Origin of the sequence: Metabacillus flavus, from assembly GCF_018283675.1 — a bacterium.
GTDB lineage: Bacteria > Bacillota > Bacilli > Bacillales > Bacillaceae > Metabacillus_B > Metabacillus_B flavus.
In genome coordinates this window covers 2,535,647-2,551,629 of record NZ_JAGVRK010000001.1, presented here as the reverse complement: position 1 = coordinate 2,551,629, position 15,983 = coordinate 2,535,647, and the positions used below count along the sequence as shown (strand labels likewise).

15 protein-coding genes are annotated in these 15,983 nt (G+C 42.2%); 11 read left to right on the top strand and 4 right to left on the bottom strand.

Annotated features, from left to right (window positions below; all coding sequences use genetic code 11):
* Positions 1–18 precede the first annotated feature (18 nt).
* From J9317_RS13160 to zur, 3 genes are read left to right on the top strand one after another with little or no spacing between them, the layout of a single operon-like run.
* Positions 19–798, top strand: coding sequence for a metal ABC transporter ATP-binding protein (locus J9317_RS13160; protein ID WP_211559300.1), 780 nt, complete (start codon positions 19–21; stop codon positions 796–798).
* The gene (locus tag J9317_RS13155; RefSeq protein WP_211559298.1) at positions 791–1,633 is read left to right on the top strand and encodes a metal ABC transporter permease; all 843 of its coding nucleotides are present in this window, start codon (positions 791–793) and stop codon (positions 1,631–1,633) included. The genes J9317_RS13160 and J9317_RS13155 overlap by 8 nt, the downstream gene beginning before the upstream one ends.
* Complete coding sequence (zur, locus tag J9317_RS13150; RefSeq protein WP_211559296.1) at positions 1,630–2,040, top strand: zinc uptake transcriptional repressor Zur; 411 nt, start codon at positions 1,630–1,632, stop codon at positions 2,038–2,040. Before J9317_RS13155 ends, zur begins: the two co-directional genes overlap by 4 nt.
* A gap of 324 nt (positions 2,041–2,364) precedes the next feature.
* On the opposite strand, the gene J9317_RS13145 is transcribed toward zur, so the two are convergent.
* Positions 2,365–2,943, bottom strand: coding sequence for a hypothetical protein (locus tag J9317_RS13145; RefSeq protein WP_211559294.1), 579 nt, complete (start codon positions 2,941–2,943; stop codon positions 2,365–2,367).
* A gap of 218 nt (positions 2,944–3,161) precedes the next feature.
* On the opposite strand from J9317_RS13145, the gene J9317_RS13140 reads away from it, so the two are divergent.
* Positions 3,162–3,476 carry a DUF308 domain-containing protein gene (locus tag J9317_RS13140; protein ID WP_249292482.1) on the top strand — a complete coding sequence of 105 codons (315 nt, stop codon included), beginning with the start codon at positions 3,162–3,164 and terminating at the stop codon, positions 3,474–3,476.
* Between the two features lie 46 nt (positions 3,477–3,522).
* Here J9317_RS13140 and ispG read toward each other — a convergent pair whose 3' ends face one another.
* Together ispG and J9317_RS13130 are read right to left on the bottom strand one after the other, a co-directional pair.
* The gene (ispG, locus tag J9317_RS13135; RefSeq protein ID WP_211559293.1) at positions 3,523–4,635 is read right to left on the bottom strand and encodes a flavodoxin-dependent (E)-4-hydroxy-3-methylbut-2-enyl-diphosphate synthase; all 1,113 of its coding nucleotides are present in this window, start codon (positions 4,633–4,635) and stop codon (positions 3,523–3,525) included.
* A 107-nt stretch (positions 4,636–4,742) separates the two neighbouring features.
* Entirely contained in the window at positions 4,743–5,057 is a 315-nt protein-coding gene (locus tag J9317_RS13130) for a hypothetical protein (protein ID WP_211559290.1), read from the bottom strand.
* Positions 5,058–5,296: 239 nt separating this feature from the next.
* On the opposite strand from J9317_RS13130, the gene J9317_RS13125 reads away from it, so the two are divergent.
* Positions 5,297–7,075 (top strand): methyl-accepting chemotaxis protein, encoded by a 1,779-nt coding sequence (locus J9317_RS13125; RefSeq protein ID WP_211559289.1) that lies wholly within the window; start codon positions 5,297–5,299, stop codon positions 7,073–7,075.
* 54 nt (positions 7,076–7,129) lie between these two features.
* Here the strand turns inward: J9317_RS13125 and J9317_RS13120 are convergent, their stop codons facing one another.
* Complete coding sequence (locus J9317_RS13120) at positions 7,130–7,942, bottom strand: DUF1189 domain-containing protein (RefSeq protein WP_211559287.1); 813 nt, start codon at positions 7,940–7,942, stop codon at positions 7,130–7,132.
* A gap of 172 nt (positions 7,943–8,114) precedes the next feature.
* Between J9317_RS13120 and J9317_RS13115 the strand changes: the two genes are divergently transcribed.
* The 6 genes from J9317_RS13115 (at position 8,115) to J9317_RS13090 (ending at position 15,929) form a co-directional block, all read left to right on the top strand.
* The gene (locus tag J9317_RS13115; protein WP_211559285.1) at positions 8,115–9,746 is read left to right on the top strand and encodes a Na/Pi cotransporter family protein; all 1,632 of its coding nucleotides are present in this window, start codon (positions 8,115–8,117) and stop codon (positions 9,744–9,746) included.
* Between the two features lie 84 nt (positions 9,747–9,830).
* Positions 9,831–10,313 (top strand): DUF456 domain-containing protein, encoded by a 483-nt coding sequence (locus tag J9317_RS13110; protein ID WP_211559283.1) that lies wholly within the window; start codon positions 9,831–9,833, stop codon positions 10,311–10,313.
* A 150-nt stretch (positions 10,314–10,463) separates the two neighbouring features.
* Entirely contained in the window at positions 10,464–11,072 is a 609-nt protein-coding gene (locus J9317_RS13105) for a superoxide dismutase (RefSeq protein WP_211559280.1), read from the top strand.
* 108 nt (positions 11,073–11,180) lie between these two features.
* Positions 11,181–12,473: an MFS transporter gene (locus J9317_RS13100; RefSeq protein ID WP_211559279.1), complete on the top strand. Its 1,293-nt coding sequence runs from the start codon at positions 11,181–11,183 to the stop codon at positions 12,471–12,473.
* A gap of 137 nt (positions 12,474–12,610) precedes the next feature.
* The gene (locus J9317_RS13095; RefSeq protein ID WP_211559277.1) at positions 12,611–14,737 is read left to right on the top strand and encodes a peptidoglycan D,D-transpeptidase FtsI family protein; all 2,127 of its coding nucleotides are present in this window, start codon (positions 12,611–12,613) and stop codon (positions 14,735–14,737) included.
* A gap of 211 nt (positions 14,738–14,948) precedes the next feature.
* Positions 14,949–15,929 (top strand): PstS family phosphate ABC transporter substrate-binding protein, encoded by a 981-nt coding sequence (locus J9317_RS13090; RefSeq protein WP_211559275.1) that lies wholly within the window; start codon positions 14,949–14,951, stop codon positions 15,927–15,929.
* Positions 15,930–15,983: the final 54 nt, after the last annotated feature.

Genomic DNA, 15,983 nt, shown 5'->3' with positions numbered 1-15,983 from the left:
AAGCAAGAGGTGAAAAGGATGATTCATCCTGTTATTGAAATTGAGCATTTATCCTACTCATACGATCGGACAAAAGTTCTTGATGATATTAATTTAACGGTGGAAGAGGGAGCATTTATCGGGCTCGTCGGTCCGAATGGTTCCGGGAAAACCACTCTTCTTAAATGTCTGCTTGGCCTGCTTAGACCGCAAAGCGGATCGATTCGGCTCTTTGGAGAGGAATTGAAAAAATTTAAGAATTGGCACGAAATCGGTTTTGTTTCACAAAAGGCGAGCAGCTTTAATACAGGCTTTCCAGCTTCTGTTTTTGAGGTAGTAGCGAGCGGGCTTACAAGTAAGCTTGGATTGTTCCGCTATATGAAAGCAGCAGATCGTGTGAAAGTGAAAAAAGCCATAGATGCGGTTGGACTTAGTGAATTCTCCAAAAGAAACATCGGAGAGCTTTCAGGCGGCCAGCAGCAAAGGACATTTATTGCCCGGGCTCTTGTCAGTGAGCCGAAGCTCCTCATCCTGGATGAACCGACAGTGGGAGTGGATTCTGCTTCTGTTCAAAGCTTCTACCGCATGCTGAAGGATTTAAACCGCCGGCTTGGGATAACACTGATTTTAGTAACTCATGATGTAGGCACCATTTCAGATAAGGTAACACGGGTCGCGTGTTTGAATAAAACGCTTCACTTCCATGGCTCTCCCAAAGAATTCGATGAATTGAACGGACAGTCGCTTTCCGATTACTATGGTCATCCTGTTCATGTCTTGACCCATGACCATCACGGGGAGGGGCATCATCATGATTAGTCCGTTCTTTGAATTTGAATTTTTGCAAAATGCATTTTTCTCAGGCCTTCTAATAGGGCTTATCGCTCCGCTGCTCGGTGTCTATATTGTGGTCAGGCGTCTTTCGCTTATTGCGGATGCCCTGAGTCACGTGACACTGGCAGGGATTGCGGTCAGCCTTTTCCTTGAAAAGAAATTTGGCATCCTTGCAGGAGCTAACCCGATTTATATGGGAATGGCCTTCTCTGTTACCGGTTCTTTATTGATTGAAAGGCTCCGCGGCCTTTACAAGCACTACCAGGAACTGGCGATTCCAATCATCTTATCCGGTGGAATCGGAATTGGAGCCATCTTTATATCCCTTGCAGACGGATTCAATAAAGACCTAATGAATTATTTATTTGGGAGTGTATTAGCGGTTACACGGTCTGACTTGATGATCGTGATTGGCATTTCCATTTTTGTTTTGCTTATTATCGGTCTTCTGTATAAAGAGCTTTTTGTTCTTTCATTCGATGAAGAACACGCGTCAGCTTCTGGCATTCAGGCAAAATGGATCCATTTTATTTTTATTTTGACCGTTGCCTTAGTCATAGCCGCATCCATGAGAATTGTCGGGATCCTGCTTGTTTCATCATTAATGACCTTGCCGGTGGCAGCAAGCATTCGAATTGCCAAAGGGTTTAAGCAAGCGATGTTTTTGTCTGTTATTTTCGGTGAATTGTCTGTTATTATAGGGTTAATCCTTGCCTATCAAATTGATTTAGCTCCAGGCGGTACGATTGTGGTATTGAATATTATCATCTTGGTGCTTTCAATTTTAGCAAGCAAGTTCAAAAGGGGACATGTACAATGAATATTGAGCAAGCGCTCCAAATGCTTAAGGATTCTGGCTACAAATATACAAACAAGCGGGAGGAAATGCTTTCCTTCTTTGCTGACTGCAATAAATATCAAACTGCACGGGATGTTCTCGAAAGTATGAAGTCCAACTATCCCGGTCTTAGCTTTGATACAATATACCGGAATTTATCCTTATTCGCTGAACTTGGCATCCTGGAGACCACTGAATTATCCGGGGAGAAACAATTCAGGTTCACCTGCAATCACGCTCATCATCATCACCATTTTATCTGTATGGACTGCGGAAAAACGAAAGAGCTTCATTCATGCCCAATGGATAAACTGAAGGATGACCTTGAAGGCTATGATGTGAGCGGCCATAAATTTGAGATATACGGGACCTGTCCTGATTGTGTTTAACAAACAAAAGATAGAGCTGTCCAGTAAGTTAGGTTTTAAAGCTCCTTTCGCTTTTTGAAATTGGATTTTTTTGGCTGATTTCGCGCTCCAGATGATGCTTTGCGACCAGCAGGGCGGGCGATGAGCATCCGCTGTGCAAGCTCCTGCGGGGTCTCGCCTGTCCCGCTGCTCTAGGCAGGAGTCGATCAGCCTAACCCATAATTGTTCAAAGTGCTTATTTTAAAATACAAAATCCCCGGAATGCTCACACAGCGTTCCGGGGATTTCCCTTTCAATCATTTCCTCTCAGCAGGACTTTTTAGACTGCCCCTATTTTTTTCCCGATTACCGATTCTCTTTTTGCTCAAGCACCCGGCGATCGACCCATTCTTCTGCCTCAAACCAGCTGTTAACCCGGACGACTTGCTCTGGAACGGGATCCTGGTTATAAGGAGTGTTGAAAAGAATAACGGGAATGTTAAACGTCTCGCCAATCATGCAGGCATTATCATGCTTATCCTCAAAAAACACATCGATCCCGTGCTTCTTAACAGCCTCTAGCTTGTCATGTGAACCGACTAAATCGATATTATGGTACGAAACCTGATTTTTCTCAAACCAGTTCAAGGTCGTATCATAGAGGTGATGACCGCGTGCGCTGATGAATATTAAATCATGCTTCTTTTTCCATTTTCCGAGGATTTCTTTAGCTCCTTTTGAAACAGGCGCTTCACCATAAATAATTGGTTCAAATTCCGCCATCCATTGATTCAATTCTTCGTAACTGACTTCAAGAGCTTTCGTTAAATCATAATCCTTTATGTCATCAAGGGTTATTTGCTTATTAAATGATTTGTTTAAATATGGAACAAAGGTTTCTGGCGGTGTAATGGTACCGTCAATATCAATCCCTAAACGCAGCATGCCGACACTCCTTTTTTAATCTTTTCCAAGTGTATCACAAAGCGGTGCACAAAAAGAATGGCTAGAGGCATAATTATGAACACTCCTCTGCATACTAAGGAATGCTCCTTATATCTGAAAGTGAGGGGAAAGGAATGGCAGACGAAAGACACTTTGAAGATCACGGCAACATGACGAACTCAGATCAGGTTAATGGCCTGAATAACCGTGATGAACTAATGGAAATTGAAAAGCACCGTGAATATAAAGAGGAATCTGCTGCAGAAATCGCACCTCCGATTGGTTCATACCGTGAAGAGGAACGGGTGGCAGATGATGAACGTAATGGGGCTGTTGAAGGCAGGTCCACCGGGTATATAGCGATCGCTCTTTCTGTTATCTCACTTTTCCTCCTTCCCGTAATCTTGGGAGCAGCGGGAATTATTGTTGGATTTGTAGCGAGAAGGAAGGGTGCTAAAACCCTTGGGGCATGGGCTATCGGTATTGGAGCAGTTTCCCTGGTCCTGGGTCTGTTTGTAACACCATTTTTTTAATGAGCAAAAAAACGGGCATTCCCATTTGGGAGTGCCCGTTCTGTCATTATGCCTGAGCTTCTGCTTTTTCCGCCGCTTCTTTGGCGTAATGAGCTTCCGCTAATTTATCGATTTCTTTTTTAAGCTCTTCGACCATGGTTTCTTCAGGGACTTTTCGGACAATCTGCCCTTTCATGAACAGCAATCCCTCTTTGCGTGCTCCGGCAATTCCGATATCCGCTTCCCGGGCTTCACCAGGCCCATTTACTGCACATCCAAGCACAGCAACTTTTATCGGTGCTTTAATGGTGGAAATGTATTCTTCTACTTCATTTGCAATGCTGATCAGGTCGATTTCAATCCGTCCGCATGTTGGACATGAAATCAGCGTTGCAGCATTTGAAGCAAGTCCGAATGATTTAAGGAGCTCTCTTGCTACTTTAACCTCTTCAACAGGATCCGCGCTTAACGAGATGCGCAGGGTATTCCCGATTCCCATACGGAGGATGGCTCCTAAACCTGCTGCACTTTTTACAGTGCCTGCAAACAGGGTGCCTGATTCAGTTATACCGAGATGAAGCGGGTAGTCAAATGCTTTTGAAGCTTTCTCATATGCTTCAATCGCTAAATTAACGTCGGAAGCTTTCATTGATACGATAATATCGTGAAAATCAAGATCTTCCAAAATTTTAATGTGATGCAGCGCGCTTTCGACCATTCCATCTGCAGTCGGATAGCCGTATTTTTCAAGAATCCGTTTTTCAAGGGATCCAGCATTCACTCCAATGCGGATCGGAATGCCTTTTGCTTTTGCCGCATTTACCACAGCTTCTACTTTTTCTTTGCGGCCGATATTACCAGGATTAATCCGGATTTTATCTGCTCCGCCTTCAATGGCTTTAAGAGCCAGTTTATAGTCAAAATGGATATCAACCACAAGAGGAATGTTGATCCGCTTCTTGATTTCAGCAATCGCATCTGCAGCGCGCTCATCCGGACATGCAACCCGAACGACCTGGCAGCCAGCTTCCTCGAGACGGTTAATTTCTGCAACCGTTGCTTCAACGTCGTGTGTCTTAGTTGTGGTCATGCTTTGTATAATCAGCTCGTTGCTTCCGCCAATCGTTAAATTACCGACTTTGACGGGACGAGTCTTTGTACGATGTGTGATTTCACCCACGAGTGGATCGCTCCTTATTCATATAGGTTTGGTAACCGGAATGATATCTTTTCCTATCATATTGTATCAGTCATTTAGCAGTATTGACAAGGAATTAGACAAAACGGCTACTCATAAACAGGGAATTTGTAGGAGTGTCCGGTAAGAATTCTATTCGCTTTTATTCCAGGATTGAGCTTTTCGAAATCCTCTGCTGCAGTTTCCAGGGGGACCGGAATGGAATGACCGTTTACTTTATTGATGATCATGAGAACGGATTCCCCTTTTTGGACATGAAGCTTTTTAAAGGTCTCCTTCTTTACAGGCTGTGAGGCCGCCATTATGTTCTCCTCTTCCATCCTGGGAAGGGTCCCCCTGCTTAAATCATAATAAATGATATATGTGAGCAGTGCGATCGAGCACAGCAGAATGAGTCTTTTCATTGGCTGATCATCCTTAATTTTAGACTTAGTTCATCCTATGCTTGTCCAATCAAAATAATGTTAAATGGATTCCTAATACCTAAGTTTAAGAAAAATAATGGATATAAAACATGATAAAAGAACTAAATTTCGACAAAAACCCGCAAAAATTAATGTGAAATTTACACTTCCTTAACATTTTTTTGGGATAATTTAATTACATTTCACATTATGTACTTTAAAAGGAGAATTTTCCATTTATGAAACGAATATGGCTAAGACGGCTTCCGGATAGACAATATTTTCTTGCTTTTAAACAGTCAGCTGAACGGTTCATGAAATCAGCCTCAAACCTTGGCAAAAATTCCAGCGGAATCAAAAATGGCTTTAGCCTTCAGACACGGATCATCGCACTTGTTCTATTTATACTTGTTACCTCCGTATTAGTAGTTGGGATCACTTCTTATCAAAAAGCGAAAGAAACAACCATTTCCATAATCGAAAACCGTCTTGAGCGGGAAGTGAATACAACAAATGAAATAGCCGGTAATCTGATGTTCGCGTATATTGGCGACGAAGAAGGATTTAACAAGCGATTTAATAAAACGGTTTTGCCTAACCAATCCAGCCAGCTGATTCAGGATGGCTTGAACGCAGATTTTTACCTTCTAAAGGATAAGCAGGTAACAATGCTTGAAGGTACCGGGGAAGAACTTAAGTATCAAGAATTAGGGGATCTTGCGAAAAATGAAAAGCAGACCATTGTTCACAAAAAAATAAACGGTGTAGATTACACTCTGTCCATAAAGGAAATTCAGGAGCTAAAAGGAATTATGATTATAGCTGTAGAGACAGAGAGTTATCTGGCTCCTATCTATTCCTTGGCGAACTTTACAGCATGGACAGTAGCTATCAGCATTCTGATTGCTACCATCTTGATTGTATTTTTTGTAAGAGGACTGACGAAGCCGCTATCCCAGTTAAGAGTTGTAATGAAACAGGTAAGAGAGGGAAGTCTGGATTCAGGAAAAGAAATAAAGACCAATATTCCTGAAATCAGATCGCTAGTGACAAGCTTTAATCAAATGATTGCTCAAATGAGAACGATGATATCGAATATGAATTCAACCACGCTGGACTTATCACAAACAGGCTCTGAACTGACTGCGTCTTCTGCTGATGTACTGGATCAGAATGAACAGCTTGTGGAAGCCATCAAAGTGGTAAAAATGGGTGCCGAACAGACAGCTGCTACATCGGAAACAAGCGTGGCCGCGTTCAATCAGATGAAAGGAGAAATTAAAACCGCATTAACAAGCATGGAATACTTATTTAAAAGTGCGGAAGGAATGAATGAGTCAGCGGACAAGGGAGGGAAAAAGATCTCAGGTCTTATCAGCGAAATTCATGAGTTCGGACTGGAATTTGAGAAAATGAATGAAATAATTCGCGGGGTAAAAAACCATTCCAGCTCTATTTCAAAGGTAGTCAGCTTAATTCAATCGGTTTCAGAGCAGACAAAATTGCTGGCATTAAATGCTGCAATTGAGGCAGCAAGGGCGGGGGAATCTGGTAAAGGTTTCGCAGTCGTTGCAAATGAAGTCAGAAAACTCGCTGATCAATCCTCAAAAGCAGCGGAAGAAATAAAAGGCTCTGTTCAAAAAATGGAAAATATCTCAATTAAAGCATCCAATGAATTTGGAGAGCTCCACAGCAGCCTGAAATCGCATTTAACAGCTGCGGAAGAATCGAGGTATTCGTTTGATCATTTAATGGAAGAAATGAAAAGTGTGAATGCGGAGCTTAAAGAGATGAACAGCAATATGCACTCTCTTCAGGAAAGTATGCCCTTGATGGAGCAGTCAACTGAAAACTTCGTATCGGTTTCCCAGGAGACATTAGCAAGTGCGGAACAAATGCTCGCCTCATCTGAAGAGCAGATGGTTCAAATCAATCACACCCATGAGATTGGGAACAAACTGACAAGCCTTTCCAATGAGCTGTCAAGCCTGACAAACGAGTTTAAACTGGCAAAATAAAAAAAGGTGTTCGAAAAACGGCCAAAGCGAATGCACGCTCGGCCGTTTTTACATTTAAACAATGACAGCGGGTTCTTTCTTTGAAGGAACCTCTTTTATTGAAAGATAGAGCATGACAAGATGAACGAACCATATGACAAGGCCCTGGCTCGGTACAGCTGCCTGAACAGCATTCATAATCGTCAGGAATAATGTGGCAAGAGTGACAGAATAGGCCGACATAACCCAGGATTGCTTGTAATTCACTTTTTTCTTGAGCATGCTGCGGATGATGAGCCCTAATAAAGCCAGAATCGTCACTTCTACAAACTTGGAAAATGAGGAGATTAAATAAAGCAGAACGATGGCAGCACCAATAATAACAGGCTTTAACTGTCCGGTTTGATCCGCAAAATCAACAATTTGATCCTTTGTAATACTGAAGTTACCCGCACTATTATATGGAATGGACTGGGCAGTACCGTTGGAAACAAGAACAAATTCCTTTTTCAGGATTCCAACTGCATTCTGTTTTAGTTCAAGTTCCTTTGAAGTGAACGATCCGGTCGGGTCCAGCACGATGAAAAGTTCTCCATCCTTAATTTCAAGAGGTTTATCCGTTTCGGCTGTGAGTTCTCCATTTTTAATAGCGAAGCCGGGAAGATCGCTTTGAATCGTCTGCTGAGCAGCAGTGATGCTGCTGCTGATTGTCAGGCCAAGGAAAATAGAAGCCGGCACGATGGTCACGAGGCTCAATATGAATACATAAAGAATAGTTTTTCCAATTCCCTGAAATCGGAACGAAGCGATATCCTTCGGAGAGTAAAGACTTTTTGCAAGCTGTTTGAATACGTTCACGCGTTCACTTCCTTTATCATTCAATCCCATTTTATTTTACTCTTGAGCAGCTGTATAAACAAGTTTCGTCCTGCTGAATGAAAATATCCATGTTTGTAAAAATATGAGTCTTTTTATCGAAAAAGCTTTACAATAAATACACAATCCATTAATAATTGACTTGATTAACGTAATAAAGAGAGAAAGCTGGAGGGAAATACGGATGGAATTAGATCTCCAACGAGTGATTTTTGAATTTGTGGGGGGACTGGGGATCTTTTTATTTGGAATAAAATATATGGGAGAAGGATTACAGCGTTCTGCGGGTAACCGGCTGCGCGATATGCTCGACCGGTTTACGACCAATCCTGTTATGGCGGTTCTTGCTGGAATGGCGGTTACCGTATTAATTCAATCAAGCAGCGGAACGACGGTTATTGCAGTCGGTCTGGTCAGTGCAGGGTTTATGAATTTACCGCAAGCGATTGGAGTCATTATGGGGGCAAATATCGGCACTACTGTGACAGCCTTCATTATTGGATTCCACGTGTCGGAATATTCACTTCCGATTATAGCTGCCGGAGCCATCCTTTTGTATTTCATTAAAAATAAAAAGGTTCATTATGCTGGACAAGTCGTATTTGGTTTTGGGGCTCTTTTTTTCGGTTTGGAATTAATGGGGAACGGTATGAAGCCGCTTGGTACCCTGTCTCTGTTTCAGGATTTAACTGTAGGACTAAGTGCTAATCCGCTCCTTGGAGTTTTAGCAGGGACGCTGCTGACAGGTGTAGTTCAAAGCTCGAGTGCAACAATCGGTATTCTGCAGGAGTTATACGGCCAGAATCTTGTCGATTTGCATGCGGCTCTTCCAGTCATGTTTGGAGATAATATTGGCACAACGATTACGGCAGTACTCGCATCAATCGGTGCTTCATTGGCTGCAAGAAGGGCAGCGATGGCTCATGTCATCTTCAACCTGGCAGGGACCTCAATCTTTTTAATTGTTTTGCCATTGTACACGATTTTTATTGAATCTCTGGAGACAAATCTCAATTTAAGTCCGGCAATGACGATTGCTTTTGCACATGGCACGTTTAATGTAACAAATGCACTTATTCAGCTTCCATTTATCGGGGCGCTTGCCTGGGCGGCAACAAAGATTATTCCAGGTGAAGATCCGTCCATTGAGTACCGTTCAAAGCATTTGGATCCTTTATTTATAGAACAATCATCCTCCATTGCACTTGGTCAGGCAAAAGAAGAAGTGCTGAGAATGGGGCGCTTCTCTGTAAAGGGGCTAAAAGAAGCGAATGGCTATTTAAAAACCAATCAGCAGAAGCACGCACAATCTGCGATCCAGATTGAAGAAGTGATCAACAATCTTGACCGCAAAATTACGGACTATTTAATCCTTATATCCCGCAATGAAATGGATGAGAATGAGTCGGCTGAACACTCTGTTTTAATTGACACTGTCAGGGACATTGAGCGGGTAGGCGATCATTTCGAAAACATCATTGAATTAGTGGACTATAAGCTATCGAACAAAGTAAAAATAACGGACGAGGCTATAGAAGACCTCGAGGAAATGTTCGATTTAACCGTTAAAACGCTTGAACATGCAGTTCAGTCTCTGGATGACCGAGACATCGGACTTGCCAACCGCGTTCTTGAGGCGGAAGACCGGATTGACCGGATGGAGAGAACACTCAGGAAAAAGCATATTATCAGAATGAACAACGGGGAATGCTCGGCACAGGCTGGTATGGTCTATGTTGATATAGTGAGCAACCTGGAGCGAATTGGCGACCACTGCGTAAATGTAGCGGAAGCGGTTTTAGGCTATCGGAAATAAAGGTTAATTATAGTCCGTTTAAGATATAATGAAAGCAAGAGCACAATGTGCGTTTGCTCGTATTTCATAATGGAGGATAAAAAAATGGACTTCTTATATTGGGCATTAATCATCGCAGCATTTGCTATTGCTTTTGCAGGACTGATTTACCCAATCATTCCAAGCGTCGTGTTTGTGGTCGGGGGCTTCCTGCTTTATGGATTGTTTTACGGATTTGATCAATTCGGCTACACCTTCTGGATTATCGAAGGGATTTTTGTGGCAGTGCTGTTCGCGGCCGATTATGTGACCAACTTAATTGGCATTAAAAAAGTCGGCGGGAGCAAAGCGGCAATCTGGGGAAGTACGATTGGACTTCTTGTCGGCCCTTTTGCCATTCCGATTGCCGGAATTCTGATTGGTCCTTTTATTGGAGCGGTAATAGCAGAACTGATTGTGCACAAAAAAGACTTGAAAACCTCTGTAAAAGTGGGAATTGGTTCGCTGATTGGATTTATATCAGGCGTATTTGCCAAAAGCGTAATTCAGCTCATCATGATCGGGTACTTCCTCTTTGTTGTTCTGTAAACGGACTCCTGAACCCGTGTGAATGATAACGGTATCAAAAGCCAATCATATTCATTGAAACATTTGATTTAATTTGGTACGCTGATTGCAGAAAGCTTAAGGCCTGGTCCTTTTGCTGGAATACATAATATACTAAGGAGGAGATTTTAAATGGCTTACGAACTTCCGCAATTGCCTTACGCTTATGATGCATTGGAGCCTCATATCGACAAGGAAACAATGAACATTCACCATACGAAACATCATAATACGTACGTAACAAACGTGAATGCTGCACTTGAAGGGCATGAAGACCTTGCAGGTAAAAGCATTGACGAACTAATCTCCAACCTGGACGCAGTTCCTGAAGAAAAAAGAACGGCTGTACGCAACAACGGCGGCGGTCACTCAAACCATTCATTCTTCTGGCAAATCCTTTCTCCAAACGGCGGCGGAGAGCCGACTGGCGCTCTTGCTGACGCAATCAGCAGCAAATTTGGCGGATTTGACGCATTTAAAGAAGAATTTGCAAAAGCTGCAACAACCCGCTTCGGTTCCGGCTGGGCTTGGCTTGTTGTAAACAATGGCGAACTTGAAGTAACAAGCACTCCAAACCAGGATTCTCCAATCATGGAAGGTAAAACTCCTGTCCTTGGACTTGATGTTTGGGAGCATGCATACTACTTGAACTACCAAAACCGCCGTCCTGATTACATCAGCTCCTTCTGGAATGTTGTAAACTGGGATGAGGTTTCAAAACGCTACGAAGCAGCAAAATAAATTTTACAGGAGCAGGGAGTTTCCCTGCTTCTTTTTTTGTCTTGTTTTTGAATACATAACTCCCTTTCTTCGTGCCACACTAGTACGAGACAGAAAGGAAGTTTTGCTATGTCCAAAATGCAAAAACTCATCGGTAATATCGAAATCAATAAAGACCTGCTTATGCTGCTAACGATCGGCGGTCTGTATTCCCTCAGTATTGCGCTGTCCAACTCCTTTGTAAATGTCTATCTCTGGAAACAAACGGGAGAATTTGCGGACCTGGGTATTTACAATTTATCGATTGCCATCATGCAGCCCCTTACATTTATATTAGCGGGACGATGGGCCAAAAAAATTGACCGTGTTATTGTACTAAGGCTTGGTGTGCTTTTTCTTTCCATCTTTTATGTACTCGTGCTCATCATTGGAACCCATGCAAATCAATTTTTAGTGTTAATGGGTGCCCTTCTCGGGATTGGCTACGGGTTTTACTGGCTTGCCTTCAATGTACTGACTTTTGAAATAACCGAACCGGAAACAAGGGATTTTTTTAACGGATTTTTAGGAATCTTAACCTCATCTGCAGGGATGATTGGACCAATTTCGGCAGGTTTGGTTATTTCCTTATTTTCTGGTAATGGCGGCTATAAAATTATTTTTGCAATCTCTTTAATCTTATTTGCCTGTGCAGTAGGAATGAGCCTTCTTATTAAAAGAAGACCATCTAACGGACAATATCTGATTAAACAGGTTTATCTTCAAAGGAAAAGTGATTCGAATTGGAAGCTGATAACGATTGCCCACTTTTTTCAGGGCTTGCGGGAGGGCACCTTTATTTTTGTTATAGGGGTGTTCGTTTTTATCACCACCGGAAGTGAACTTGCTTTAGGGACATTTGGAATGATTAACTCAGCGATTGCTTTTATCGCTTACTATGCTGCGTCACGGCTGATTACGAAAAAAATCCGGAAAAAAGCCATATTGGCAGGGGGAATGCTGCTTTATGTCTCAATATTCCTGATTCTATTTAAGATGTCTTATCAAAACCTGTTGATCTATGCAGTGTGCATTGCCATCGCTTATCCAACGCTGCTCGTTCCGTATGTATCGCTTACCTATGATGTAATTGGGAGAGCATGGAATGCGGCAGGGGCAAGAGTCGAGTACATGGTGATCAGGGAGCTATTTTTAAATGGGGGAAGGGTCGTTTCCATAGCAGGGTTTATTACGGTCGTCACGCTATTCAATGTTCAGAAGGCACTGCCTGTTTATTTAGCGGTGATTGGAGCAGGACACGCTCTCATTTACCTGTTTGTAAGGAGAATTCATCTTCAGGAGCCAGCTGAATCCATCAATAGGGAGGATGGAGAAATTCTTGTCGCAGAATCCAATTTAATGGATGGGGAAAACGGTACTTAACTGTAATCCTTACAATTCTGTAACAATCCAGTGCCTGAGTAGAAATGATACTGAAAAAATAATACAATAGACAAGGCACCCTCATAGGGTGTCTTTCTTTCATCATTCTGAAAAAATGCTTTAAAAGGTGGTGTAAAATGACGAAAGAGAAGAAAAGCAGAAGAAAAAGGTTTCTGCCAGTCCGCCTAAATGCCCTTTTCCTGATCGTATTCCTCGTTTTTTGCGGAATCGTTCTCAGACTTGGCATTGTCCAGATTGTATATGGCCAGGACTATCAGAAGGAACTCGACAGGAAAGAGGAAGTCGATGTGAGTTCCACGGTACCGAGAGGAAAAATGTATGACAGGAATTATAGTACTTTAGTGGACAATGAGCCGCTTAACGCGATTACATACACCAGATCTTCGGCGACAAGCCAAGAAGAACGGCTGGCTATTGCTAAATCCCTGGCGAAAATGATTGATCAAAAAACGGACAAGATCACAGAAAGAGATTTAAAAGATTATTGGATTATTACACGTCCTGATGAAGCAGAAAAAAAAATAACGGATGAAGACAGACAAAAGGCAGGAGAAGGCAAGATATCCGAAGACCAGCTGTATGATCTTCAGCTAAGCAGAATTACAAAGGAAGATTTAGCAAAGGTTTCTAAAGAAGAGCTTGAAGTACTTGCCATTAAACGGCAAATGGATGCCGGATATGCTATGACTCCGCAAATTATTAAAAATAAAGAGGTTACACCGAAGGAATTCGCAACGGTAAGCGAACATCTTGATGAGCTTCCAGGTGTAGACATTACAACAGACTGGGAACGAAAATATCCATTTGATACAATGCTGCGTACAATGATCGGCAACATTTCCTCACCTGAGCAGGGAATTCCCAAGGAGCAGAGGGACACCTTCCTTGCTAAAGGATACAGCTTGAATGACAGGGTAGGTACAAGCTATCTGGAAATGCAGTATGAAGATGTCCTGCAGGGGGAGAAGGCCAGGGCTAAGAATATAACAGACCGGGAAGGAAATATCCTGGAAACCCAAATGATTTCAGAAGGCAAAAGCGGAAAAGATCTAATTCTGACAATGGATATTGAACTTCAAATAGAAGTTGAAAAAATTATTGAGGAAGAGCTCAAAGCGGCAAAAAAAGAATCAGGCACTGAGCTTTTGGATCGGGCATTTGTTGTTATGATGGATCCGAGAAATGGTGAGGTGCTTTCCATGGCAGGCAAGCAAATTGTAAAGGATAGCAGCGGGGGGCAAAAAATGAAGGATTTCTCACTCGGTGCAATGACTTCTTCCTATACAATGGGCTCTGCCGTCAAGGGGGCAACCGTTCTTTCAGGCTATCAGTCCGGAGCGATAAAACCCGGCACCACTTTGCTGGATGAACCGCTTTTCATTAAAGGCTCGCCTCCAAAAAAATCACATGAAACCATGGGAAGCATTGATGATCTTGAAGCGCTGAAGCGTTCTTCAAATGTTTACATGTTTAAAACGGTTATTGAGATGGCCGGAGGAAAGTATAAGAAAAATGGTTCTCTGCCGCTTGATACAGGGACATTCAGTGTGCTCCGGAATTATTACAGCCAATTCGGTCTTGGCGTTCCGACAGGGATTGATCTGCCAAATGAAGCAACAGGGTATCAGGGATCAGATGTCACACCGGGATTGCTGCTGGATTTATCAATTGGCCAATATGATACGTATACACCTTTGCAAATGGCCCAATATGTTTCAACCATTGCGAATGGGGGCTACCGGATGAAGCCGCAGATGGTCAGGGAAATAAGGGAGCCCGCTCCTTCAGAAGGTCTTGGGCCGGTTGTGAAATCCTCTCAGCCTGAGATACTGAATAAACTAGAAATGAGCCAAAGCAATATTGAAAGGGTTCAAGAAGGCTTCAGACAAGTCATGCAGGAGAAGGGCGGAACAGGATATCCATACTTCATGGGTGCAGATTATAAGCCGGCCGGCAAAACCGGAACGGCACAGGCTTTTTATGATGGTCCTGTGAAAAGCAAATTTCTTTCGCCTACCTATAACCTAACGATGGTCGGATACGCTCCAAATGATCATCCTGAGATTGCCTTCTCGGTGGTTGTTCCGTGGGCGTATGATAAAAGTTCCAATTCCCATCCAATCAATCGAACCATCAGCAAAAGAATAATGGATAAGTACTATGAACTAAAATCTAAACATGATAAGGAACAATTAGAAGAAAAGAATATGGAAAAAATTGAGCAGAAGGTGATAAACGATTAACTAGAATAATTTTCAAGCCCTATTGCCATAATAAGAGCACTCAAGCCAGAGTGCTCTTTTTTTGAGAAAAAATGGGTCTATTTGTCACAAAAACCGACATAAAGCATCACATATTTACAAAACCTTAACAATTGGTTAAAACCAAGTTAATAGTCTAACGGTATTCTTATTCAAGTAGGACAAAAACACCACTTTAGGGGGAAAAGAAATAATGAAAAGCTTAAAATTTATGGCTGTTACTATTATGGCATCTTCTGTACTAGCACTTGCTGCTTGCGGAAATGGCGGCGAAACTAAAGAAGGCGAAAAAACAGAACAGACAGATAAAAAGCTATCCGGTGAAATCGCAATCGACGGTTCATCTACAGTAGCGCCAATCGGTGAAGCTGTTTCTGAAGAATTTTCTGCTGAAAACCCTGATGTAAAAGCACCAATCGGTGTATCTGGAACAGGCGGCGGTTTCGAGCGTTTCGTTGCAGGTGAAACTGATATTTCTCAAGCATCTCGCCCAATTAAAGATGAAGAAGCTAAAGCTGCTAAAGATGCTGGAATCGAATATACTGAATTTAAAATTGCGAACGATGGTCTTTCTGTTGTTGTAAGCAAAGAGAATGACTTTGTAAAAGAATTGACTGTAGATCAGCTTCAAGAAATGTGGACTGAGAACGGCAAAGCAGAAAAATGGTCTGATATCGATCCATCTTGGCCAAAAGAAGAAATCAAATTCTATTCTCCAGGAACTGATTCCGGAACATATGACTATTTCACAGAAGCTATCCTTGAAGCTAACGATAAAAAAGGCAACCCAATGACTAAATCTGCAACACTTTCTGAGGATGACAACGTTCTTGTAAAAGGTGTTCAAAACGATAAAAACGCAATTGGCTACTTCGGATACTCTTACTACTTCGAAAACAAAGACACTATGAGAGCTGTACCAATTGTAAATGAAGAAGGAAAAGCTGTTGAACCATCCAACAAAACAATTGAAGACGGTTCTTACAATCCGCTTTCCCGTCCGCTATACATCTATGTAAGCAATAAATCTCTTAAAGAAAAAGAGCAAGTTAAAGAATTCGTTAAATTCTACTTGGAAAATGCTCCAACACTTTCTGAAGAAGTTGGATATGTTAAACTTCCAGAAGACGAAACAAAAGAGCAAATGACTAAGTTTGAAGAAGCAACGAAATAATACCTGAACAATCTAATAGGTGAGGAGCAGCAATGCTTCTCACCTTCCTATGTA